The organism is Sphingomonas sp. (assembly GCF_035910975.1).
Classification (GTDB): Bacteria; Pseudomonadota; Alphaproteobacteria; order Sphingomonadales; family Sphingomonadaceae; genus Sphingomonas.
Genome location: NZ_JAMHWM010000005.1, coordinates 1 through 23015 on the forward strand (window position 1 = coordinate 1; position 23015 = coordinate 23015).

The 23015-nt window shown below is 66.0% G+C and carries 20 protein-coding genes and 1 tRNA gene; 9 read left to right on the forward strand and 12 right to left on the reverse strand.

Annotated features, from left to right (window positions below):
• The 4 genes from VYI76_RS00070 to VYI76_RS00085 all read left to right on the forward strand — a co-directional run.
• Positions 1 to 275: hypothetical protein (locus tag VYI76_RS00070; RefSeq protein ID WP_326522731.1), on the forward strand; the 275-nt coding region annotated here is incomplete at its 5' end.
• A 267-nt stretch (positions 276 to 542) separates the two neighbouring features.
• A complete protein-coding gene (locus VYI76_RS00075) occupies positions 543 to 4280 on the forward strand; it encodes a PAS domain-containing protein (RefSeq protein ID WP_326522732.1) in 3738 nt (1245 codons plus the stop codon).
• 8 nt (positions 4281 to 4288) lie between these two features.
• A complete protein-coding gene (locus tag VYI76_RS00080; RefSeq protein ID WP_326522733.1) occupies positions 4289 to 4669 on the forward strand; it encodes a response regulator in 381 nt (126 codons plus the stop codon).
• Positions 4666 to 5385: a Crp/Fnr family transcriptional regulator gene (locus VYI76_RS00085; RefSeq protein ID WP_326522734.1), complete on the forward strand. Its 720-nt coding sequence runs from the start codon at positions 4666 to 4668 to the stop codon at positions 5383 to 5385. Before VYI76_RS00080 ends, VYI76_RS00085 begins: the two co-directional genes overlap by 4 nt.
• A gap of 16 nt (positions 5386 to 5401) precedes the next feature.
• Here the strand turns inward: VYI76_RS00085 and VYI76_RS00090 are convergent, their stop codons facing one another.
• Positions 5402 to 5695 (reverse strand): plasmid stabilization protein, encoded by a 294-nt coding sequence (locus VYI76_RS00090; protein ID WP_326522966.1) that lies wholly within the window; start codon positions 5693 to 5695, stop codon positions 5402 to 5404.
• 304 nt (positions 5696 to 5999) lie between these two features.
• Here VYI76_RS00090 and VYI76_RS00095 point away from each other — a divergent pair, with 304 nt between their 5' ends.
• Together VYI76_RS00095 and VYI76_RS00100 are read left to right on the forward strand one after the other, a co-directional pair.
• The gene (locus VYI76_RS00095) at positions 6000 to 6167 is read left to right on the forward strand and encodes a hypothetical protein (RefSeq protein ID WP_326522735.1); all 168 of its coding nucleotides are present in this window, start codon (positions 6000 to 6002) and stop codon (positions 6165 to 6167) included.
• A 102-nt stretch (positions 6168 to 6269) separates the two neighbouring features.
• Positions 6270 to 7028: a Crp/Fnr family transcriptional regulator gene (locus VYI76_RS00100; protein WP_326522736.1), complete on the forward strand. Its 759-nt coding sequence runs from the start codon at positions 6270 to 6272 to the stop codon at positions 7026 to 7028.
• Between the two features lie 28 nt (positions 7029 to 7056).
• Here the strand turns inward: VYI76_RS00100 and VYI76_RS00105 are convergent, their stop codons facing one another.
• Positions 7057 to 7287: a DUF6894 family protein gene (locus VYI76_RS00105; protein ID WP_326522737.1), complete on the reverse strand. Its 231-nt coding sequence runs from the start codon at positions 7285 to 7287 to the stop codon at positions 7057 to 7059.
• A gap of 162 nt (positions 7288 to 7449) precedes the next feature.
• Here VYI76_RS00105 and VYI76_RS00110 point away from each other — a divergent pair, with 162 nt between their 5' ends.
• Entirely contained in the window at positions 7450 to 7731 is a 282-nt protein-coding gene (locus tag VYI76_RS00110; protein ID WP_326522738.1) for a hypothetical protein, read from the forward strand.
• A gap of 47 nt (positions 7732 to 7778) precedes the next feature.
• Positions 7779 to 7973 carry a hypothetical protein gene (locus VYI76_RS00115; RefSeq protein ID WP_326522739.1) on the forward strand — a complete coding sequence of 65 codons (195 nt, stop codon included), beginning with the start codon at positions 7779 to 7781 and terminating at the stop codon, positions 7971 to 7973.
• 233 nt (positions 7974 to 8206) lie between these two features.
• On the opposite strand, the gene VYI76_RS00120 is transcribed toward VYI76_RS00115, so the two are convergent.
• The 8 genes from VYI76_RS00120 to VYI76_RS00155 form a co-directional block, all read right to left on the reverse strand.
• A complete protein-coding gene (locus VYI76_RS00120; RefSeq protein WP_326522740.1) occupies positions 8207 to 9925 on the reverse strand; it encodes a serine hydrolase domain-containing protein in 1719 nt (572 codons plus the stop codon).
• 287 nt (positions 9926 to 10212) lie between these two features.
• A complete protein-coding gene (locus VYI76_RS00125) occupies positions 10213 to 11754 on the reverse strand; it encodes a DNA N-6-adenine-methyltransferase (protein WP_326522741.1) in 1542 nt (513 codons plus the stop codon).
• Positions 11751 to 13649, reverse strand: coding sequence for a DUF6538 domain-containing protein (locus VYI76_RS00130; RefSeq protein WP_326522742.1), 1899 nt, complete (start codon positions 13647 to 13649; stop codon positions 11751 to 11753). The genes VYI76_RS00125 and VYI76_RS00130 overlap by 4 nt, the downstream gene beginning before the upstream one ends.
• Positions 13650 to 13747: 98 nt before the next feature.
• Positions 13748 to 13822 (reverse strand) — tRNA-Glu (locus VYI76_RS00135).
• A gap of 56 nt (positions 13823 to 13878) precedes the next feature.
• Positions 13879 to 15633 (reverse strand): single-stranded-DNA-specific exonuclease RecJ, encoded by a 1755-nt coding sequence (gene recJ, locus VYI76_RS00140; protein ID WP_326522743.1) that lies wholly within the window; start codon positions 15631 to 15633, stop codon positions 13879 to 13881.
• Between the two features lie 7 nt (positions 15634 to 15640).
• On the reverse strand, positions 15641 to 16318 hold the full coding sequence (locus VYI76_RS00145; RefSeq protein WP_326522744.1) for a prolyl hydroxylase family protein: 678 nt from the start codon (positions 16316 to 16318) through the stop codon (positions 15641 to 15643).
• Between the two features lie 89 nt (positions 16319 to 16407).
• Positions 16408 to 17406: an RcnB family protein gene (locus tag VYI76_RS00150; protein WP_326522745.1), complete on the reverse strand. Its 999-nt coding sequence runs from the start codon at positions 17404 to 17406 to the stop codon at positions 16408 to 16410.
• 118 nt (positions 17407 to 17524) lie between these two features.
• Complete coding sequence (locus VYI76_RS00155; RefSeq protein WP_326522746.1) at positions 17525 to 18070, reverse strand: (2Fe-2S)-binding protein; 546 nt, start codon at positions 18068 to 18070, stop codon at positions 17525 to 17527.
• 101 nt (positions 18071 to 18171) lie between these two features.
• Between VYI76_RS00155 and VYI76_RS00160 the strand changes: the two genes are divergently transcribed.
• Entirely contained in the window at positions 18172 to 18387 is a 216-nt protein-coding gene (locus VYI76_RS00160; protein ID WP_326522747.1) for a hypothetical protein, read from the forward strand.
• On the opposite strand, the gene VYI76_RS00165 is transcribed toward VYI76_RS00160, so the two are convergent.
• A complete protein-coding gene (locus VYI76_RS00165) occupies positions 18384 to 19814 on the reverse strand; it encodes an efflux transporter outer membrane subunit (RefSeq protein WP_326522748.1) in 1431 nt (476 codons plus the stop codon). The genes VYI76_RS00160 and VYI76_RS00165 overlap by 4 nt on opposite strands.
• Positions 19811 to 23008: a multidrug efflux RND transporter permease subunit gene (locus tag VYI76_RS00170; RefSeq protein ID WP_326522749.1), complete on the reverse strand. Its 3198-nt coding sequence runs from the start codon at positions 23006 to 23008 to the stop codon at positions 19811 to 19813. The genes VYI76_RS00165 and VYI76_RS00170 overlap by 4 nt, the downstream gene beginning before the upstream one ends.
• Positions 23009 to 23015 lie beyond the last annotated feature (7 nt).

Here is a 23015-nt window from a genome sequence, read left to right on the forward strand (position 1 = left end):
AGGACGCCTGCCATAGCTCCGGCGTCAACCGCCGCGTCACAATCATCCTCGCCGCCAAGAGCCGGATCGAGATGACCGAGGCGCTGCGCAAATTGAACGAAGAGGAAGAGGGCTTCGAGCCGATGCTTGATATGGTCACCGACTATCGCAAGCATGTCGAGCGCATGGTAGACTTCGCCAAGATGGTTGAGGCGCGGCTCATCATCGCCGCCCATGACGCGCTTGGCTTGACGCTCGACGAGACCGAGCCACAGGACGATCAGATCGGCGCCTGAGCGTGCGCTCGTCCCGTCCCGGACCTCGCGGACCGGGGCGGAGCAAGCGGCCCTGAGGGCACGGTGGCGTGTACGTACGCTTTGGGGGACGTTCTGCAAGGCGAGTTCGAGACGATGGCCGGAGGGAGTGTAGGCACGCGTTACCCGCCCTAGGTTAGGGCGGCCCGCGTCTTTTTGGACTATCGACCGTTTTCGTCCCATGCTTCCCCCCGCTGCCTGCCTTGATGTTCCGGCTCGCCAAACAGGCGTCGACATCGAGCACGCCGGATGAGCGACGCTGACGCCTTCAGGCAACAAGTCGCGGACCGTTTCGGCGTCCTGCCGAACTTCTTCTGCTCCGCGCCCGCCGCCGCTGGATTGATCGAGGAGCTGTGGGGCTTCGCCAAGTCGGCCTATCTAGACAGCCCGCTGCCGTCGGTCTTCAAGGAACGCTTGTTCGTCCATCTCTCGCGCTTCTGCGAGGTCCGCTACTGCGTCGTCCGCCATGTCGGCTTTCTGGTCGGCGAAGGGCGGCCGGCCGGTGATCCCGCCGCGGCGCCCGAGACGGTCGCGCAGGCGCTGGCGCTGCTGCGCCGTCCGGTGCCGGACGCGGCGGCGCTGGGCGCGATCTACCGCCGGCTGGAGGAGCGCCAAGAGGCCGGCGACGCACCGCTGCCCGGGACACAGGACGAAGCCGACTTGTTCGATGCGCTGACCGTCATCTTCCTGCGGCCGGGGCAATCGGCGCGCGCCCGGCGCGCCGTCCGGCACTTCGTGGGCGAGCGGAAGCTGGAACTGCTCACCGCTTTCCTCGCCTTCGTCCGCACCGCGCATTACTGGACCGAAACGCATCCCGAGCTCGACTACGAGCCCGACGTGACCGCGCTGATGGCCGCGCATCCCGAACTGGCGGCGGCGCTGCTCGACCAGGACGACGCGCTGGCGGCGTCGGCCGACGCGGAACTGCGCCGGACGCTGCGCGAGAGCGAGCATAAATACCGCATGCTGTTCGAGACCATCGACGATGGTTTCGTCATCGCCGAGCTGGTCTACGACGCCGAGGGCCGCGCGGCGGACGCGCTCTATCTCGAAGGCAATCCGGCTGCGTCGCGGCTTACCGGCGGGCGCAGCTACGACCACGTCCTGCTAAGCGAGAACGTGCCCGACGCTGAATCATACTGGCTGGAAATCTACGACCGGGTGGTGCGCACCGGCGAGGCCGAGCGCCACGAGGAGTATCTTCGGCCGCTCGACCGCTGGTACGACTTCCAGGTTTCCCGGATCGAGGGCGCCGGCAGCGATGATCGGCCCCCGCGCGTGGCGGTCATTTTCCAGGACGTCACGGAGCGCAAGCGCGCCGAGGCGGCGTTGCGCGAGAGCGACACCCGGCACCGCCTGTTGATCGAAAGCTGGACCCAGGCGGTGTGGGAAACCGATGCCGCCGGCGTCGTCGTCGCCGACAGCCCGACCTGGCGCGCCTATACCGGCCAGACGCTGGACGAATGGCTCGGCTACGGTTGGCTCGACGCGATCCACCCCGACGACCGCGCCTTCGCCGAGCGGCAGTGGCGCGAAGCGATGGCGGCGACCAGCCTCGTCAACGCGGAGTTCCGCCTGCGCGCGCCCGATGGCGGCTGGCGCTGGACCAACGTGCGCGCCGCCCCCGTGCTCGATGGGGAGGGCAGGATCGAGAAATGGGCCGGGATGAATCTCGACATCGACGCCCGCAAGCGCGCCGAGGTGGCGCTGCGCGAGAGCGAGGAACGCCGCAGCCTCGCGCTGGAAGCGACGCAGGTCGGCACGTTCGTCTGGCACGTGCAGGAGGATCGCGGCGAGCCGGATGCGCGCATGCTGGCGTTGTTCGACCAGCCGCCCGACGGCACGCTGAGCCTACGTGACGCCATCGCCACCATGATCCATCCCGACGACGCGCAACGTTATGCCGAGGCGGTCGCCGACGCGACCCGCCCCGACGGCTCGCGCGAGCTCCGCGAGGACATTCGGGTCCGCCATGGCGAGGACTGGCGCTGGGTCACGGTCACGGCGCGGGTGTCGTTCGACGACAGCGGCCAGCCGCTCCGCATGGCCGGCACCGGGCTGGACGTCACCGAAGGTAAGCGCACCGAGCTGGCGCTGCGCGAAAACGAGGAACGGCAGGCGTTTCTGCTCCGGCTCAGCGACGCGTTGCGGCCGCTCGGCAGCGCCGAGGAAATCCAGCGAACGGCGTCACGCCTGCTCGGCGAGCGCTGGGGTGTGGACGCCCACTATGCACCTGTCGAGCGTGAGAACGGCACGGACTATTTCGTCGTCCGCCACAGTTATACGACACCCGGTCGTCCGAGCTTCGAGGGGCGCTATCCGGTCTCGGCCTTCCCCGGCGCCACCGGTGGATTGTTGTCGGGCGAGACGATGGCCTCTGACGACATCATGTCGGACGGGAGACTGACTGGGTCGGACAAAGCGACATACGCGGCGGTCCAGCTCGCGGCCTTCCTGATGGTTCCCCTCCTCAAGCAAGGACGGCTGGAGGCTGTCTTCGCCGTCCACAGCACTCGGCGTCGCGCTTGGACCGAGGAAGAAAGGTCTCTCCTCGAGGAAATCGCGGAGCGGACCTGGGCCGCCGTCGAGCGCGCCCGCGCCGAAGCGGCGCTGCGCGAGAGCGAGGAACGGTTCCGCGAGTTCGGCGAAAACAGCTCCGACGCGCTGTGGATCCTCGATGCCGAAACGATGCGACTCGAATATCTGAGCCCCGCGTTCGAACGCATCTGGGGCGAACAGCGCGACGCGGTGATGGCCGACCTCGATCGCTGGCGCGCGCTGGTCCATCCCGACGACCGCGCGCGGGCGGCCCGGGCGATGCCGCGGGTGCTGGCGGGCGAGCCCTATGTGGCCGATTACCGGATCGTCCGGCCCGACGGCGCGGTGCGCTGGATCCGCGATACCGGGTTCCCGATCGAACAGGACGGCGTGGTCAGGCGCGTCGGCGGCATCGCCCAGGATGTGACCGACCTCAAGCGGACCGAACAGGCGCTCCGGGCCAGCGAACGCTTCTCGCGCGCGTTGGTGGAGGGGGTGCCGCAGCTGGTGTGGCGGGCGGTCGACGGGGGGCATTGGACCTGGGCGAGCCCGCAATGGACCGAATTCACCGGCCAGCCGGACGCCAAAAGCCACGACTTCGGCTGGCTCGATCCGGTCCACCCCGACGACCGCGAACGGGTCAAGGCGGTCTGGGAGGGGGCGGTCGAGCGCGGCGAATTCCACGCCGATTACCGCATCTGCCACGCGCCCGAGCATCGTTTCCGCTGGTTTCAGACCCGCGCCACGCCGGTGCGCGACGATGCGGGCCGGATCGTCGAGTGGCTCGGCACCTCCACCGACGTCGACGACCTGCGGCTATTGCAGGAGCGGCAGCAGCTGCTCGTCGCCGAGCTCCAGCACCGCGTCCGCAACATCCTGACCGTAGTGCGTTCGGTGTTCGGCCGCACGGTCGAAGCGGGCGGCGACGTCGAGCAGGTCGGCGACCATTTCAAGGGCCGGCTCGACGCGCTGGCGCGCACGCAGGTGGTGGTCACGCAAAGCGCGACCGGGCTGGTCGACCTGGAGAACATGATCCGCGACGAACTGCTGAGCGTTGGGGTCAGCGACGGGCCGAAGCTGGCGATCGAGGGGCCCGACGTCGCCCTGCCGTCGAAGGAGGCGGAAGCGATCGGGCTGGCGCTCCACGAGCTCACCACCAACGCGCTCAAATACGGCGCGCTGCGCCAGGACGCCGGGAAACTCCTGATTTCTTGGAAAATTAATTCAGATTATGGTATCGAAGACCGACTGGTCCTTACGTGGACGGAACAGGGCGTGCCCGCGGTCCCGCTGAAACCCTCGCGCGAGGGGTTTGGCCGGGAGCTGATCGAGGAAGCATTGCCGTATCGGCTAGGGGCCGAGACAAAGCTGGAATTCCGGGGCGGCGGAGTATGCTGCACCATCTCCTTGCCGCTGCCCGAAAGGGACGCGTCCGCGGCGGCTGTCTAGGAAGCGAAGTGCCGACGGATCATGTTCTTTCCGGGAAACGCGTGCTGGTGATCGAGGACGAATATTTCATCGCCTCCGACCTGAAGCGGGCGCTGACCGCGGCCGATGCGATCGTGGTCGGACCGGCGGGGGACTTGGCTAAGGGCGTGGCGCTAGCCGCCGAAGGAGCGCTCGATGCGGCCGTGCTCGACGTCAATCTGGCGGGGGACCGTTCGTATCCGATCGCCGACCGGCTCAGCGAGGCGGGCGTGCCCTTCCTGTTCCTGACCGGCTACGACGACTGGGCCTTGCCCGACGCCTATCGGGCCGTGCCGCGCGTGACCAAGCCGCTGCCGGTGCAGAATGTGATCGCCGAGATCGCGAAGCTGATCGACGGGGTTGCCGCATGACGCGGCCAGCGGTCCGGATCGTCGGCGACAGTGCGCCGCTGCGACGGCTGTCGGCGCTGACCCGGCTGGACCCAACGGCGCGTGACGCGCTTGCCGCAGCGATCGCGGAGCAGCGCGCCATTTCGGCCCAGCGCGAACTGATCCGAGAGGGCGCGGAGATCGCGCGACCGATGCTGCTGGTCCAGGGATGGGCGGCGCGGGCGCGGATCCTGCCGGACGGGCGCCGTCAGTTCATGAGCTTCGTGCTGCCCGGCGACCTGATCGGCGAATGCCGTCAACCCCGACCGATCGCGTCATCGTCGGTCGTGACGCTGACCGATACCACGATCTGCACGCCGCCGCCCGGTGCACACTTCCCCACGCTGGCCGAGGCCTATGCGATCAGCGGTGCGGTTGAGGAGGCGTATCTACTGGCGCACATCACGCGCCTTGGCCGGATGAGCGCGCAGGAACGTATCGCCGATCTGTTTCTCGAACTGCGCGAGCGGCTCGATCTGGCGGGGCTGACGAACGGCGACACCTACGCGTTGCCGGTTACTCAAGAAACTCTCGCCGACGCGCTCGGCCTTACCTCGGTCCACGTGAACCGGATGCTGCAGGAATTGCGGCGGCAGGGCGATCTACGCTGGCAGCAGGGGCAGGTGCAGCTATTGCATAGCGACCGGCTCGCTGACCGGCTGGGACGGATGCCCGTCAAGGTTTCGGCGGCGGACTGATCCCGACCGATACCCTCTACGCGTTGCCGTTGCGGCGCCGGGTGTCCCAGCCCTTACGCGCCGCCGCCGACCGCTGTTCCGCCGAACCGGACTTATGCGCGCGGCCGCCGCGCGACGACGACACGTGCGTATCGGATTTGCCGTGACCGGAGCCGGATTTGTTGCCACCGCCCGATTCCTTGTTCACGGTCGCCCAGGCGCGGCTCTCCGCCTCCTTCTTCGGCGTTCCGCGCTTCTCATAGCCCTCTTCGATGTGCTCTGCCTTGCGCTTCTGCTTGTCGGTATAGCTGGACTTGTCTCCGCGCGGCATGATCATTCTCCTTCATCCTCGGCGCAGCCCGGTCTGATCATCTTGCGAGGCAATCCGGCGGGATATCCATCTGCGTCGGGCGGCAGCCCGCGAGTTTTCGGTCATCCATCGCCGTCCGAGTCCCACTTGCTGAACGCACGGGTGCGACCGTGCGATCCGCCGATTGGGGTCGTGTGTAACTTGGATTAGGGCGAATTCCGGTAACGAACCGACCGCCGCCACCGAAACTAAGCGGTGGAATAATCTACTTAGTTTTCGGATCGCAGCCTGTGTCGCAAGTAGTGCGGCACAGGAGGAAGCCGCCATGCAGCATGACGACATCGAATATTTCATGTTCCGTGCCCGACAGGAGCGCGATCGGGCGGAGCAGAGCACCGACGCCGCCCTGCGCAGGGTTCATCTGGAATTCGCCGCCCATTACGAAGCGCGGCTGCGCGAGCCGCTGGCCCGGCCGAAGCTCCGGATCGTGTGACGCCCGCTACTAACCTGGATCGGCGGGATTGCTGTCCGACTAACCAAAGTGAATTCGCGGCGCCTATGAAGTCGATACCGCGATCGTGACGGGAGGCGACGTTTGAGCCAACAACTGATCCGCAAGCTCGAGGTTGTTGAACGGCTCAGCGAAAGCGAACGCGAAATGGTCCGTGCGCTCTGCGCCGACGTCAGGACGATCGCGCGCCGACGGGACATCATTTCGGAAGGTGACGATCCGGATTTCGTTCACGTCGTCATCGACGGGTGGGCCGCACGCTACAAGGTGCTGGAAGACGGCGCGCGCAGCATCACCGCCTTCTTCATGCCGGGCGATTTCTGCGACCTGCATGTGACCATCCTCGACGCGATGGATCACGGCATCCTGGCGCTTACGGACTGTAAGGTTGGCTATATCGCCAATCAGGATATCGACCAGGTCACGCGCGTATCGGCGACGCTGGCGCGCGCATTTTGGCGCTCGACGCTCGTCGATGAGGCGATCCTGCGCGAATGGGTGGTCAGCGCGGCACGGCGAACCGCAGTGCATTCGCTCGGCCATCTGTTCTGCGAGCTTCACCTGCGCGCCAAGCTCGTCGGCCTGGCCGATGACGGCCGGCTCGACCTGCCGCTGACGCAGGAGGACCTGGCGGACGCGACCGGCCTGACCCCGGTTCACGTCAACCGGATGCTGCAGGAGCTGCGCAAGCAGGGCCTTATCGAAATCGGCCGTCGCGAATTGGTGGTCCTCGATGTGCCCGCGCTTCAGCAGTTCAGCGGTTTCGACCCAACGTATCTTCACGTCAAACTGTCACACGATTATCCGGATGACCGACCCCGACACGCCCCGTCGATGACCTGACGGAGCGGCGCCGGTCATCCATTGATCGCTACAGGCAATCCACCGACAGGGTGATGACTGTGAAGACGACCAGATCGTCCTCGTTCCGGACGATGACCCTGATCTCCTTTCCGTCCCAGATCAGCTCGGGATGGTCGCGCAGATATTCACCGGCGAAGACGACCGCGTGCTTGCGCGCCATGTCCGCGTCGCGAAATTCGACGCCTGTACGGTCGGTCGACTGCTCATGGTCGGAAAGGTCGAAATAATAGCGCGGCAAGACAGTCTCCTCGGCTCGTCGAAGCCCTTGCGGCGCCAACCGATCGAAGACCTACAAGTGCAAGACGGCTCTGGTCGCTCACATACATCAGCGCGAAGGACGAACACGTCCGCCGCAAATTCTGCTGGCGGTGTCTCTGGCCCACATAATAGACATTCGGTAATGCAAGTTACTGATCGCGCAGCAACAATTGCGTACCGCTGGCAAATGCAGACAGTCGATTCCGTTGACGGCGAGATTCGCTTCACAACTGAATGGGGCGGCAGACGCCGTTTCATTTTCATCGATCGGTCATTGATCGAAACGGACGCCGGCCGTCCGTTGAGCCGGGCCGAAGCGATGGAATTCGTGCGCGGAAATCTCACGCGCTACGCCGCGCTGGCGAAGGCTGAGTACGGCGAGGACACCACACTACAGACGTTCGAGCTGCCGCGACTGCGCTGAAGCTAGGAGCCGAATAACCCCGCCCATTTTTTGTCGAGTGGCACCGTATGACTGACAGCATCAAGCCGGGAGAAAATGAACCGGACGTTGCCGCGGGACATCGCAGATGGTCGCCTGCTGAGGACGAACGTCTCAGAAATGAATGGGCACGCACGTCAATACCACAATTCGCCGTCGATTTTCGCCGAACGCAGGCCGGGATCATTGCTCGCGCCAACCGCCTTGGCATCATCGATCAATAGATGGCCGCGACATATGCGGTTGTTGCGGCGCTAAATCGCTTGCCGTTATCGTTCGGCGACGACCATGCCCGCGCACCGCTGTTCTTTCCCGTCAGTCAGTGACCGACTGACTACCGGGACGCTCGAAACGAAAGCGGTCAGTCCGCAGTCGGCCCAGCTTAGGACATCGTTGAGAGGCGATTTCATGTTCGGGAACCAGTGAAGCGGACGCCGCACACCGGGTAGTCGGCCGATCAAGCGCCGCTGCCAATTCTACACGGATCAGGGTCTTCCGACCGCAAGGCAACTTTCGAAAAGCGCAGGTCGCGCACCCGCTGGTTCGCTAGGGAGAGGAAAAAGCCGCATGCGCCATTCGCGGCACGCACAAACCGGATCGAGTGGCCATCCTGCCGCCACAGGAATACGTTGCGTGCATGCGCGCGCAATTCATATTCCCCGCGCGGATAGCGCAGCCACAGCTTACCCTCCCGCTGCTTGACTTGATAAATGACGCCGAGTTCCGACGACCAGTAGTCGCCGACTAATGCACCCAGGTCATAAAGGTCTGGCGGCTGTTCTGGAGCTGACTCCGCTACCCGGCGCGCCACGAAATCATCGCCGTTGTCGGTGCGGATAACGACGCGCTGCGAGGCTCCTCCCTCGGATGCTGGCATGAACTCCGCGCGGAAATCACTGCGGGGAGAAAAGAAGCCCGTGGCGGAGAACGCCGCAAGTTGCGCCGTAGCGCCGATGAAATCCTCGCGCCGGAAGATGTATCGCCGACCCGGTGCCTGGAGGGTGGTGCCCGTGGCGACGGCATATGTTCCAACGTAGCGATCAATGAGGTCGACCGGCATGGCAATCCTCGGCGGCTTGGGCTGAGGAATAGGGAAATTGCCTTTGAGGACGATGTCCGCGACTTTGAAGGCTAACGATGGCGGATCACTGTCGTCCGCGTTAGCCAGAATGATGATGGTGAGACGCTTGGTTGGAAAGTGCAGGACATCGGCCTTGTAGCCCCAGTTGCGGCCGCTGTGCTCGATAAAGGGAAGGCCGCGATAATGCTCCCGATGCAGTCCCGACGCGTATGTGATCGGCGTGCCGTCGCTGAGCGTCCCGGTTTTCATCATGGCGGCGATCGCCGCTTGATGGCTACCCGCACGGGAACTGTCCAACACGGCCATCCACTTGGCCATATCGCCGACGGTGGAGATAATACCGGACGGGCCGAGCATGACATCCGGCGTCTCGCGCGGGGTGTAGCGATCTTCCACTCGGCCGTAACCGGATGCGCGACGCAGGACGATCGGGGTCGGCGCTGCAGAGGCACGGGTCCGGGCCATGTCGAAAGGTTCGAAGATACGGCGCTGCCAGAAGTCGCCTAGCGACATGCCGGACACGCGCTCTATGACGAGGCCCAGAAGGAGGTATCCAGAATTGCTGTAAAGATACTCCGAACCAGGTCGCGCATTGAGCGTCCGCTGGCGCCACAAAAGATCGAGCGCTTGCTGCCGCGACACCGCATCCTGTGGCCCATATCCCTGTAGATCCAACAGGCCCGACGTCTCGCGCAAACCGCTGGTGTGGTGGATCAGCATCTCAAGCGTGATTGGATCTCCATGATCGGGCAGTTCGGGCACGTATTTCCGGACGTCGTCGGTCAGCGAAAGCTTCCCATCTCCGACCAGAAGGTGGATGGCGAAAGCGGTGAACTGTTTGGATACGGACGCCAGCGGGTAAGCTGTCTGAGGTGCGTTTGGAATCGAGTGCTCGATACTCGCCATGCCGTAGCTACGCGTGTCGGCCGCTTTTCCATCGCGCAGGATGGCGATCGTCATCCCTGGCGTGTCGACACGATCCCAGCGCTCGAACAGCCTGTCGACTGGATCGACGTCCGGCCTGTCCTGCGCAGGAGCGAGCGTGGCGACAACGCTACCGCCCGCTACCAGTGCAAACAGCGAGATACGCAGCAAACACCGTAATGCACCAGACACAACCAAGCCCCTTACGACCACTGTATTATCATAGTACTACACCATCTCACGATTGCAATGCGCTTACGATCACTATCTGCATCGCTGCGATCAGCTGCAGGCCGCAAATCCGGCCGTGAACGGGTCTTCACACCACATTCCGGTCAAAAGCTGCCAGGCTGCAATCGGCCCAGTCACGGCCTTGCGGGGCGGCGTTATTATCGGATTTCCGCAAATCGAGACCACGGGCTTTCGCGGTCCGAAGGTCTGGGCAGCAACGCGACAAATCATCTCTGTCCCTGCTGGTCCGCCCGAAAGGTTTTGCCGGCTATCCAAACTCCTCTCGCCAATCGAGCGTATCGTTGCTTCTGCTCGTCGCTGGCGCCAAACGCAACGATCATCAGCGAGAATGGGCTGGTCTGCGTCTGGGCGTCGAGTTTCAGGAATGCGACCCGTCCACGTATCAGGAAAATGTCAGATTCTTCGAATAGCGTGTCGTGGAACCAGTCCGCATCGGTTCTAACGGGAACGAGGCAAATCGCCGTTTTGACGTTTCCGGTTCGCCATTGATTGTGGGCACGGCGGAGCCAGCGGAGCTGCTGGGAAAAAGGAGGGTTCATGAAGACGAGATCGCCCGACCAATCTTCAGCAAGACCGTCACCACCTTCGCTTCGCAAAATCCGACGCTTGGCTTTAACCGGGCTGAGCAAGTGACCGCACGGATCGAGATCAACTTCACCGAACGCGGCGTAGATGGGCGCCATGAACTCCTCCGGAGTGAAATGACTGTCCCGGTCGCTCTTTTTTCCCCGTCCCCAATAGACGCGCTCCGGTGCCCGGCGGCGGGCGTGAGGGGCTAACACGGCCAGCACGCTCAGCAGGCTCCGCACGGTACCGCTCCCGCGCTCCAGGGCCGCGACTGTCGCCGCAGACAGGCCAGATTTTGCGCCAATCTCCGTCTTGGAGCGTTTGCCGCGCGATTGAGTCAATTGGTCTGCGAGCGTATCTCCGTCCTTGAGACCGGTAAGGCTGAAGTCCAGTGCTTCCATCGCCGCGATGAGCGTGGTGACCGACCCGACGCCCCGTTCCAGGCGCTTGATCGTTTGCGGTGATACACCGATACGACTGGCCAGCACTTTCTGCGACCAGCCGACGCCGCGTCTTGCGTGGCGTAGCTCGGTCAGAATCTGACCTCTAGCGGGTTCACTTCGTTCGCACGCAGCTGACGGATCGGCTGGTGCATCGGCGAGACTCTTCGCTGTCGATGCGCCAGTTGCGAACGACGGCAGGCTCTTAGAATGCAAATGCCAGGTTCGGGCCGCGATTTCGATGAAATCCTCTATTACAGCTTCGGCATACTCTTCCGCGGCTGCCTTCTGCATCGAACGGCCGCGCCCTTCGGTCGCGTCTTCGGTCAAAGCGCGCACCGCCGCTCCACGAATACGACGAAAGTGTCGCGCGCTGTCGTTCGCCGAAGGGCCTGCTGGGATACCGAGCGTGCAGACTATCAGGGTCAGCGTGGCCAGTTCAGGCTCGCCAACAAGCAGATCCTCGATCAATCGATATGTCTGCCAGCGATTGGGGCCGGTTTGGGCGCACATCTCAGTATGTACCGCGAGAAGTGCCGCGAAGACGTAGTCGATGAGGTGGTCGGTGAGCGCATCGAAACGACCCACCGCTGCTAACGCGATACCTGCCTCGGCCGCGACAGCTTTGGGTGTCAGCGCCCCAATGCCATCCCGCAGAACGATGCGTCGCGCAGTCGCATGAACGTGGTCATCCCCGTCAGCTGCATCCGGCAGCTCCCTCTGCGCCTGCGCAGTCTTCACGCGACAATCCCTTCCCGCTGTCGAAGGCGAGCGAGACGGGCACGCGCGCAATCAACGACGGCGTCCCATTCGACGCTGCGAAACTCCAGCCGGTCGATGTCACCCTTCAGGATGTCGGTCGGCGCACCCTGGCCGTACTTGTCGCCGACGTTGCTGGCGGCATGGCCGGCCAGCTGGTTGAGATTCGCGGTCGCGATGCGCTGCCGCCGACCTTCGCGCTTCATAGTATGGCGCGTCGAGTAAAAGGCCTTGTCGGTATCGGTAATGCCGACGGCACGCAGCGCCTTATTAATGATACGTGACTGCTCTTTGTAGCGATCGCCGTAAACGTCCGGCACCAAATCATCGAACAGCCATTCCGCGCCGCGATCGGCCTGCAGCCGTGCGAAATCGAGGAAGCCGCCTTCGATCACGATCCAGTGGATCGGAATGTCGCGGATTGACGATCGGGTTTTCTGCTTACGAGGCTGGCTACCGCCCGCAGGTTTACCGACACTGCGGGTGCGCTTGTCTGCGCGGATTCGCATGACCCAATCGCCATCATCCTCGACGATCTCGCGTGGCTTCAGTTTGCAATGCTCGCCCGGACGCGTCCCGTGGAACGGCGCGAGAAACAGCAGCCAGAACGTCGTGTCGCCGCAAGCATCCGGATCGGTCATTAATGGCGATGAGTAGATCCGCCGCATGTCGTCGTCGGAGAAGTGGTCGCGCTCGTCGCCGTCCCAGCGCGCGCCCTCGATGGAGATGCCGGCGGCAGGATTTATCGTGATCCATTCCTGATGGACCGCCATCGAAAGCAGGGAACGGATCGCAGCGACCTGCTTGCCGACCGTCGGTTCGGCGAGTGTCGGCAAGCCATCGCGCTTCGCCACCTCGATCTGATCGTGATGCGAAAGAACGGCGACGTCCCTCTTGGGATTAGCGGGCAGTTCGGCGACCTGCTCACCGAAGGTCTTGACCATCTTGCTGGTGATAAGCCGGGTGTCGCTGAGGCCGATTAGTCCATGGAAGCGGACGGCGGCTTTCAACCATTCATCAGCGGTCTTGTTCTTCCCCGTGATCCGCTTGCCGCGTTTCCAATGTTCGAAGGCGTCCAGCAGCGTGAAGCCGGCGGAATCGTCGAATTGAGGCGTTGATTGCGGCTGCGCCACGGGCGCGGCGGCGACGGGTGTAGCTGGCACCGGGACGACCATCGGCGTCACCACTTTGTCGATATGCGCGGGCCAGGATTCGAACGCGTGGTTGACGAGCTGGGTCAGGTAGCGCTCGACGATCGCATCGTAGGTCTCGTCGTCGTTCAGGTTGAGCCTAGGTTCGATCGAGCGCAAATAGCTCACCGCGAATGCAATCGGGCGGAACACGCGCCGTCGCAGCAGGATTGTCGCCAGCTCGCGATATACGACACCATCGGCGATACCGCGCCCCTCGAAGATCTCGGCGCGCAGCTTAAAAACCTCGCGCTCGACGTCGGTGTCGATCGACGGCACCGGCTCGACTTCGACCAGCGGCTCATAGACGATCATGTCGCCGTAAGACTGGCTGCGATCGACCGGCATCGGCGCCCACGAATCGCAAACGTGCGACGCCAGCAGCGTCAATTGCTGGGCGATCGCGGAATCCTTCGAGCCGCGGATCTTGGCCAAGCGGTCGAGCGCGATGTCCACTAGCCCCGCCGCCTGATCGAGGCTTTGACGTGCGAGCTGGCCACGCAGGCGGCGGATTTCAGACTTGTATTGAGTGATTAGACGGCCGCGCTCTTCGTCGGCGGCGTCGCGATCAATCGTCTTAAGCGAATGTGTCCATTCGCGCTTACCGACGATACCGCGCAGATCGGCTGGCACGGCCATACGAAACTGTTCGATCTTGGTTTTTTTCCGCTTGACCGAATGCGACATCCGACGCCCCATTTGTAGCACCCTTTTGTAGCAGTGGGCGCCTAACGAAGCGTTGATTTTGCTGGATTTCTGCCGATCTCCGCATGTTAGCGGGAGGATGGTGACCCCTACGGGAATCGAACCCGTGTTTCAGCCGTGAAAGGGCCGCGTCCTAACCGCTAGACGAAGGGGCCATGTTGCCATGGGCGGGGGCGTGGTTAGGCGGGGTTGCGCCGGGGGTCAAGCGCGATCAGGCGACCCAGGCGGCGTCGTCGATATGGAGTTCGGCGGCCGGGCGGCTGCCCCAGTCGTCGATCCTGGCGCGCCCGGCGATCCACAGGCGACGGTGCGCGGGCGCGCCGAGCAGTGCTGCGCCGAGCGGCGCCTCGGCGGCGCGAAAGGCCATCGCCTTCAGGCTGCGACCGTCGTCGCCGGCGACGATCGCGCGGACATGGCCGTTGCCGACGACGTCCGCCTTCACCACGCGGACCGGACCGGCGGCGACGCGCGGCGCGGGCCAGCCCATGCCATAGGGGCCACCCGCCTCCAGCGCATCGACCAGCCCGGGCGAGACGCCGCCAGGCGCGAGCACCGCGTCGAGCAGCAGCGCGCGGCCGTCGGCGGCGCGTTCGACCGCGTCGGCCAGCCTCTCGTTCAGAAAGGCGGTGAATTCCGCGATGCGGTCGGCTGCGATCGTCAGGCCCGCCGCCATCGCATGGCCGCCGCCCGCCGCCAGCAGTCCCATGTCCTTCGCCACCAGCACCGCCGCGCCGAGATCGACGCCGGGGATCGAGCGGCCCGACCCCTTGCCGACGCCCGCTTCATCGAGCGCGATGACGATCGCCGGGCGGCCGAGCCGTTCCTTGAGCCGCCCGGCGACGATCCCGATCACGCCGGGATGCCAGCCCGCGCCCGCGACGACCGCCACCGCACCGGCAGGGGTCATCGCCTCGGCATCGGCCTGGACGCCCTGTTCGATCGCGCGGCGTTCCTCGTTCAGACGGTCGAGTTCCTCGGCGATCGCGCGAGCCTCGTCCGGGTCGTCGGTGGTGAGCAGGCGGACGCCGAGATCGGACTTGCCGACCCGGCCGCCGGCGTTGATGCGCGGGCCGAGGGCGAAGCCCAGGTCGCTGCACGTCGGCGCGCGGGTAAGGCGCGATGCGGCGATCAGCGCGTCGAGACCGACATTGCGCCGCCCGGCCATCACCTTCAGCCCCTGCGCGACGAAGGCACGATTGAGGCCCCGGAGCTGCGCGACGTCGGCGACGGTGCCGAGCGCGACGAGATCGAGCAGGTCGAGCAGCCGGGGCTCGGCGCGGGCGGCGAAGAAACCCCGTCCGCGCAACGTGCGGAGCAGCGCCGCGCCGAGAACGAAGGCGACGCCCACCGCGGCGAGATGGCCGTGCGCCGCGCCTTCACCCTCGTCGAGCCGGTTGGGATTAACCAGCGCGTGGGCGACAGGCAGCGCGGCGGCGCATTTGTGGTGATCGACGACGATCACGTCGATGCCGGCGTCCTTCGCCTGTTGCAGCGCCTCGAACGCCTGCGCCCCGCAATCGACGGTGACGATCAGCGACGCCCCTTCCGCCCCCAGTCGCACCAGCGCGGCGCCCGACGGGCCATATCCTTCCATCAGCCGATCGGGGATATAGGCGCGCGCCGGCAATCCGAGCATCCCCAGCAGGCGGATCATCAGCGCGGCGGAGGTCGCACCGTCGACATCGTAATCGCCGAACACCGCGACGGCCTCGCCTGTCTGCACCGCGTCGGCCAGCCGCTCGGCGGCGCGATCCATGTCGCGGAAGATCGACGGGTCGGGCAGGAAGGCGCGGATGCTCGGGCTGCGATAGGCGTCGAGCGCGTCGCGCGGGCATCCGCGCGCGAGCAGCAACTGCGTCACCAGATCGTCGGGCGCCATGCCGCCGCGCGCGGCGGCGCTGGTACCGCGCCAGCGCCACGGCTGGCCCAGGATCGAGCGATCGATTCCCAGAACGTTGTCGGTCACGCGCGCCTCACCGGAACCAGGGCTGTTCGCGAAACCATTTGGTGACGACATATTTCGTGCCCTTCGTCACCGCCACGCCTTCGTGCAGGGTGAAGGGGTTGGGCTGGCCGTCGGGCTGCATGTTGTTCCACGCGAGCAGCATGCGCTTGCGCGGCGGGATGCGGATGCCGGCCTGTGGGAACCAGGTCGCGCCGCCCTCGTCCACCGCGTTCAGATAGAGCATCGCCGTCCACGTGCGCTGCCCGCCTTCGGCCTTCATGCGCGGCCAATAGGGCTGGTCCTCGTGGAAATAGTCATGGTGCGCGCGGAACTGCTGCCCGGGGGCATAGCGCTGGCCCTGCATCGTCTCGCCATAGGGGGGATCGATGCCGAGCAGGCCGGCGATCCGTTCGTCGATCGGTTGTACCAGCGGCGAGAAGCGATCCATGTCGCAGCTTTCGCTGGTACGGAACTGGGGGTCGCCGGTTTCGGACAGCAGGGTCGAGGGGCGGCGGTGCCGGTCGATCAGCGCGATCAGGCTCGCGCATTCGGCGTCGGTGAGGAAATCCAGGTGATAATAGACCTGCGCGTTCGCCACCTTCACCTGGGTGACGCCGGGGTTCGCCTCCAGCCGGGCGACGACCTGGCGGCCCGTGTCGGCACGGGTCTTCGACGGCTTGTCGGGATTGTCGACGGCGGTGGCCATGGCGCGCAGATTGCCGCTGGCCTGCCCAAAAGCAAGGGGCCGATCCGCACCCGGACCGGCCCCCCTGCGTCATCCCGTCAAACGCGATCCTACCAGAAGATATCGTGGATCACATCGACCACCTCGCCGCTGTCGATATCGACGAGCAGCGCGTCGTTGTAATAGCGCACCCACTGGTACGGGCCGTACGCCGGCGGCAGGCGATACTGCCACGGATCGCTGATCCAGTAATTCTGCGCGAACAGCACCGAGCCCAGGGTGAAACCGATCGAGAAACGCTGGTAACCATAGTGATAGCCGCGAGGCGCATAGTAGCGCGGCAGGCGATAGGTCGTCCGGTTGCGCTGGCGCCAGTCCTGCCAATCGTAGCGGCGATCGTCCCGCCACTGGCGGCTCCAGCGGTTCGAACGGTTCCAGTCGTTGCCGCGGTTCCACTGGGAGTTGTTGTTGTTGTTCCAGCGGCCGTCGCGGCGGTCGTCACGGCGATCGTTGCGATAGTCGCGACGATCATCGGCGCGGTCGCGGCGGAACTGGTCGGGGGTCACCCGGCCGTCGCGCAGGTCGCGGCGGTCTTCGCCGCGCTCGCGGCGGAAGTCCTGCCGATCGTCACGCCGTTCCTGGCGCCACTGCTGTTGCGTCGGCGTCGGTGCCTGCGGGCGCGTGGCACGCTCGGCCTGCCGCTGCTGCCATCCCTCACGGCTGACCGCCGGGCGCTGGCCCTCTGCCGGTGCCTGCGGACGGGCGGCACGCTCGGCCTGGCGCTGCTGCCACCCCTCACGGCTGGCCGCCGGGCGCTGGCTCTCTGCCGGTGCCTGCGGGCGGGCGGCACGCTCGGCCTGCCGCTGCTGCCATCCCTCACGGCTGGCCGCCGGGCGCTGGCCGTCGGCGGGCCGCTCGGTGCGCTGCCCGCGCCAGCCGCCGCGATCACCGTCCTGGCGCTGCATCTGGGGCTGCTGCTGGCGTTCGGCACGCGGCTGTGGGTTGCCGCCGCGATCACCGCCACGCCGGCCCTGCCATTCCTGGGCGCTCGCCACCACCGGCGAGAGCGCGGTTGCCGCGATCAGCGCGGTCAGAATCACCTTCTTCATGTCCGTCCACACTCCACTCGCCGGTCCCCCGGCTTCTGTCGATGAAACGACATATGTCTGAACGGGGATGAGCCGTGGCTGAATTGCGCTGAAAGCATTCCGTCAGGAATCGATCCTCTCACCGGCGTGGCGGCGGGGCCAGCGCGGGGACGGTGCGCGCGGCATCGGCGGGGTCGATATCGGGCGGCGCGACGGCGTCCAGCGTCTCGTCGCCGCGCGCCACGGCCGCCGCGGTCAGAATCGCGTCGGTCAGGCGCGGGTAGATGCCGCAGCGGCAAAGATTGGTGATCGCACGGCGGACGTCGTCCTCGCTGGGGCTGCGGTTGGCGTGGAGCAGCGCCTGCGCCGTCATCACGATGCCCGGAATGCAATAGCCGCACTGGACGACATTGGCGGCGAGCAGCGCCTGCTGGACCGGGTGGTTGCGGTCGCGCGACAACCCCTCGATGGTGGTGACGAACGTGCCTTCTAGCTCGCCGATCGCGACGGTGCACGATCGCACGGCGCGACCGTCGACATCGACCGTGCAGGCGCCGCAATCGCCGCTGCCGCAGCCATATTTGGTGCCCGTCAGGTTCGACGCGTCACGCAGCGCGAACAGCAAGGGGGTATCGGGGGCGAGCCGATATTCGACGGGCTGGTTGTTGACGGTCAGGCGGGTCATGCGCGCGTTGGTGTAGCGTGTGACGCGCGCAGGTGAAATCCCGTGGGAACGCGCGCGCCAATCCCGTGTTCTGGCCGGGATACCCCGTCAGGAGACCCGCGATGCCCAAGGCGCTCAGCCAGTTCTCGATCACCCGCGAAGCCGATGCCTATGTCCTGCGCCTGGAGGACGAGGACGGCGATACGACTGAATTCGCCGCCACCGAGGACCAACTCGACGAGATCACGATGGCGATCGAGGATCTGGACATGATCGACGCGGACGATCCCGCCCTGCTGGGCGACGACGACGAGGATATCGACGACGATCGCGATTAGGGCGCGGTCGGCTCCGGCGTCAGCGGCACCGGTCCGCCGACAGTCGCGTCGAGCCGGGCGTCGCCGCCCAGCACGCGGTAGAGCGTCACCAGGTTCTGCGCGCGAACCCGCTGCGTCGTGACCAGCGAACGCTGCGCCGCGTAGAAGGATCGCTGCGCGTCGAGGCTCTGCAGGAAGGAATCGATGCCGCCGCGATAGCGCTGGGTCGCGAGATCGCGATTGTCGCGCGCGGCGGCGACCAGATCGGTCTGGGCGCGCTCCTGCTCGGCGATCGTGCCGCGACGGGCGAGACCGTCGGCCACCTCGCGGAACGCGACCTGGATCGCGCGCTCATATGAGGCGCGGGCGAGATCGAAGCGCGCCCGCGCCTGATCCACCCCGGCCCGGCGCGCACCGCCGGCGAACAGGTCATAGTCGGCGCCCGCGCCCGCGGTCCAGTTGAACGCGTCACCGCTGAACAGCGCCCCGAGCGCGCCGCTGGCAAGGCCGAGCGCACCGGTCAGGCTGATGCGCGGGAACAGCGCCGCGCGCGCGGCACCGATGCGCGCGTTGGCGGCGCGCAGATCATATTCCGCCTCCACCACGTCGGGACGGCGCAGCAATATGCCCGAATCGAGCCCGGCGGGCAGTTCGGCAAGCGTCGCTGCCGCCGTCTCGATCGAGGTGGGCAGCAGTTCCGCGTCGATCTCGGTTCCGACCAGCAGGCGCAGCAGGTTGGCGTCCTGCGCCAGCGCGGTGCGCTGCTGCGCCAGATCGGCGCGCGCCTGGGCCTGGACCAGCTCTGCCTGGCGCAGGTCGGTGCGCGGCGCGATGCCGCCCTCCAGCCGCAGCCGGGTGAGGCGCACGCTCTCGCCCGTGCTCTTCACCGTATCCTCGGCGATGCGCAGCAGGCTGGCGTCGGCGGCATGCGCCAGCCACGCGTCGGCGATGTCGCCGACCAGCGCCAGCCGCGTCGCACGGGCGGCGGCCTCGGTCGCGAAATACTCGTCGAGCGCGGCGCGGCTGAGCGAGGCGACGCGGCCGAACAGGTCGATCTCGAACGCGGTGACGCCGACGCCCAGCTGATAGCTGTCGGCGGCGGCCCCGGCCCCGGAATCGCGCACCGACGCGTCGGCCGACGCCGCAACGGTCGGCAGGCGGTCGGCGCGCTGGATGCGATATTGCGCACGGGCGATCGCGATGTTCGCGGCGGCGGCACGCAGATCGCGATTGTTGGCAAGCGCGGTCCCGATCAGCCGCTGGAGCCGCGGATCGCGAAAGACGTCGTGATAGGTAACGGCCGGCAGCGTGGCGTCGGTCGTACGCAGATAGGCGTCGCCAGCCGGCCAGGTCGGCGGCACCGGCGCGGCCGGACGGTCATAGACCGGCGCCATCGAACAGCCGGCGAGCGCGGTTGCGGCGACAAGCGGCATCAGGTGACGGATCATGCCGTCACGCCTCCCCGATAGCCGGTCGGCCTCCCGCGCATCTTCGCCAGCCCGTCGCGCACGCCACGCCGCACCAGCACGAAGAACAGCGGGATGTAGAAGATCGCCAGCACCGTCGCGGTCAGCATTCCGCCGATCACCGACGTCCCGATCGCGATGCGGCTGTTGGCGCCTGCGCCGGTCGAGATGGCGAGCGGGAGCACGCCAAAGATGAACGCCAGACTGGTCATCAGGATCGGGCGCAGGCGCAGGCGTGCCGCCTCCAGCGCGGCGTCGATGATGCGCGCGCCCTTGCGCTCGGCCTGTTCGGCGAACTCGATCATCAGGATCGCGTTTTTCGCGGCGAGGCCCATCGTCGTCAGCAGGCCGATCTGGAGGAACACGTCGTTCTCAAGCCCCCTGAGCGTGACCGCGAATACCGCACCGACAAGGCCAAGCGGAATGATGAGCAGCACCGCCGCCGGGATCGACCAGCTTTCGTAGAGCGCGGCGAGACACAGGAAGACGACGAGCAGCGACAGCGCGTAGAGCAGGGGCGCCTGTCCCGACGACAGCCGTTCCTGGAACGACAGCCCGGACCACGCGACCGAGGTGCCGGACTGTTCGGCGGCGAGCGCGGCGATGCGGTCCATCGCCTCGCCGGAGCTGACGCCGGCCGCCGCCTGTCCGCTGAACTCGAACGTCGGTACGCCCTGAAAGCGCGACAGCGTCGTCGGCGCCTGCGCCCAGCTGATCGTGGCGAAGGACGAGAAGGGCACCATCTGGCCGTTGTTCCCGCGCACGAACCATTTGCCCAGATCCTCGGGGCTGGCGCGGTACTGCGCGTCGCCCTGGACGAACACCCGCTTCACCCGCCCGCGATCGACGAAATCATTGACGTAGCGACCACCCCAGGCGGTGCCCAGCGTCGCGTTGACGTTGGCTTGCGTCAGCCCCAGCGCGGCCAGCTTGGCCTGATCGATATCGACCTTCAGCGTCGCGATGTCGGGAAGGTCGGAGAGGCGCACCGACCTGAGGCTCGGGTCGGCGTTGGCCGCGGTCAGCAGGCGTTCGCGCGCCGCGACGAAATCGGCGCGCGACATGCCGCTGGTGTTCTGGAACTGGAGCGAGAAGCCGCCGGTCTGGCCCAGACCCCGGATCGATCCCGGCGACAGCACGAACACCTCGGCGTCGCGCAGCCCGCGGAACGCCGCGGAGGCGCGTTCGGCGATCGCGTCGGCCGCATTCTCGCGGCCCTTGCGTTCGTCCCAATGCTTCAGATTGATGAACCCCTGCCCGGTGTTCTGGCCCGCTGCGTTGCCCCCGCCGCCGCCGGCGCTGGTCAGCATGACGCCGACGTTCTTGCCCTCCGGCCCAAGGAAGTAATCGATCACTTCCTGCTGCACTTCACGGGTGCGGTTCTGCGTGGCGCCGGCAGGCAGTCGCATCTGGACCTGGACGCGACCCTGGTCCTCACTGGGCACGAAGCTGGTCGGCAGCCGGAAGAACAGCAGCACCAGCAACGCGGCGATCGCGAGATAGATCAGCAGGAACAGCCATTTGCGATCGATCACCCGCCGCGAGAGCGCCACATAGCGATCGGCGCTGCGATCGAACCAGCCGTTGAACCCGTCGCCCATGCGCCGCGCGAAACCGGCGGTGCGAGGGAAGCGGCGATCCGCCCAGCCGTCCGGGGCGGTCCCGTGACGCTTCTGCTTCAGCAACGTCGCGGTGAGCGCGGGGCTCAGCACCAGCGCGACCACCACCGACAGGATCATGGCCGAGATGATCGTGACCGAGAACTGGCGGTAGATGACGCCGGTGGACCCGCCGAAGAAGGCCATCGGCAGGAACACCGCCGACAGCACCAGCGCGATCGCGATCAACGCAACGGTGATTTCATCCATCGACTGGATGGTCGCCTCGCGCGGCGACATTCCGGGGTTTTCCTCCATCAGCCGCTCGACGTTCTCGACGACGACGATCGCGTCGTCGACCAGCAGGCCGATCGCGAGGACAAGGCCGAACAGCGTCAGCGTGTTGATCGAGAAACCGGCGACCGCGAACACGGCGAAGGTGCCGAGCAGCACGACGGGGACGGCGATCGCCGGGATCAGCGTGGCGCGCCAACTCTGCAGAAAGACGAACATGACCAGGACGACCAGGATGATCGCCTCGATCAACGTCGCGCGAACCTCGTCGATCGACAGCTTGATGAACGTCGTAGAATCATTGGGGTAGGCATATTCCAGCCCTGGCGGGAAATTGCGCGCGGCCTGCGTGATATAGGCTTTCACCGCTTCCGCCGTGGCCAACGCGTCGACGCCAGGCGCCAGGTTGATCGCCATGCCTGCACCAGGATAGCGGCCGATGCGGCTGATCTGCGCATAGCTTTCCTGCCCCAGCTCGATCCGCGCGACGTCGGAAAGGCGGACGCTGGCACCACTCGCCTGCGTCTTGAGGATGATGTTGGCGAACTGTTCGGGCGTCTGCAGCCGCGACTGCGCCGTCACCTGCGCGTTGAGCATCTGGGTGTCGCTGTTGGGCAGCCCGCCGACCTCGCCCGCCGCCACTTCGGTATTCTGCGCCTGGATCGCCGAGATCACGTCGCCAGGCATCAGCTGGAAGCTCGCCAGCCGCTCGGGCGCGAGCCAGATGCGCATCGCATAGGGCGCGCCGAACACGTTGGTTTCGCCGACACCCTCGACCCGGCCAAGCCCGTCCTGGAGGTTCGACGCCATATAGTCCGACACATCGGCATTGGTCCGTCGACCGGTGGTGTCGTAAACCGCGACGATCATCAGGAAGTCGGGGTTCGACTTCGTGACGCGTACCCCCTGCTCCTGCACCTGCTGGGGCAGTCGGGGCAGCGCCTGCTGGATGCTGTTCTGCACCTGCACCTGCGCGATGTCGGGATCGGTGCCCTTGCGGAACGTGGCCGAAATGCCCGCCTGGCCGCGCGATGACGACGTCGAGCTGAAGTAGAGCAGGCCGTCGATCCCGGTCAGCTGCTGCTCGAGCACCTGCGTCACGCTGTTCTCCAGCGTTTCGGCCGACGCGCCGGGATAGCTGGCGCGGATGTTGACCTGCGGCGGGGCGACGTCGGGATATTGTTCGATCGGCAGCGTCGTCAGCGCGCCGAGACCCGCCAGCATGATGCAGATCGATATCACCCAGGCGAAGATCGGGCGATCGATGAAGATGCGGGAGATCATGTCCGGA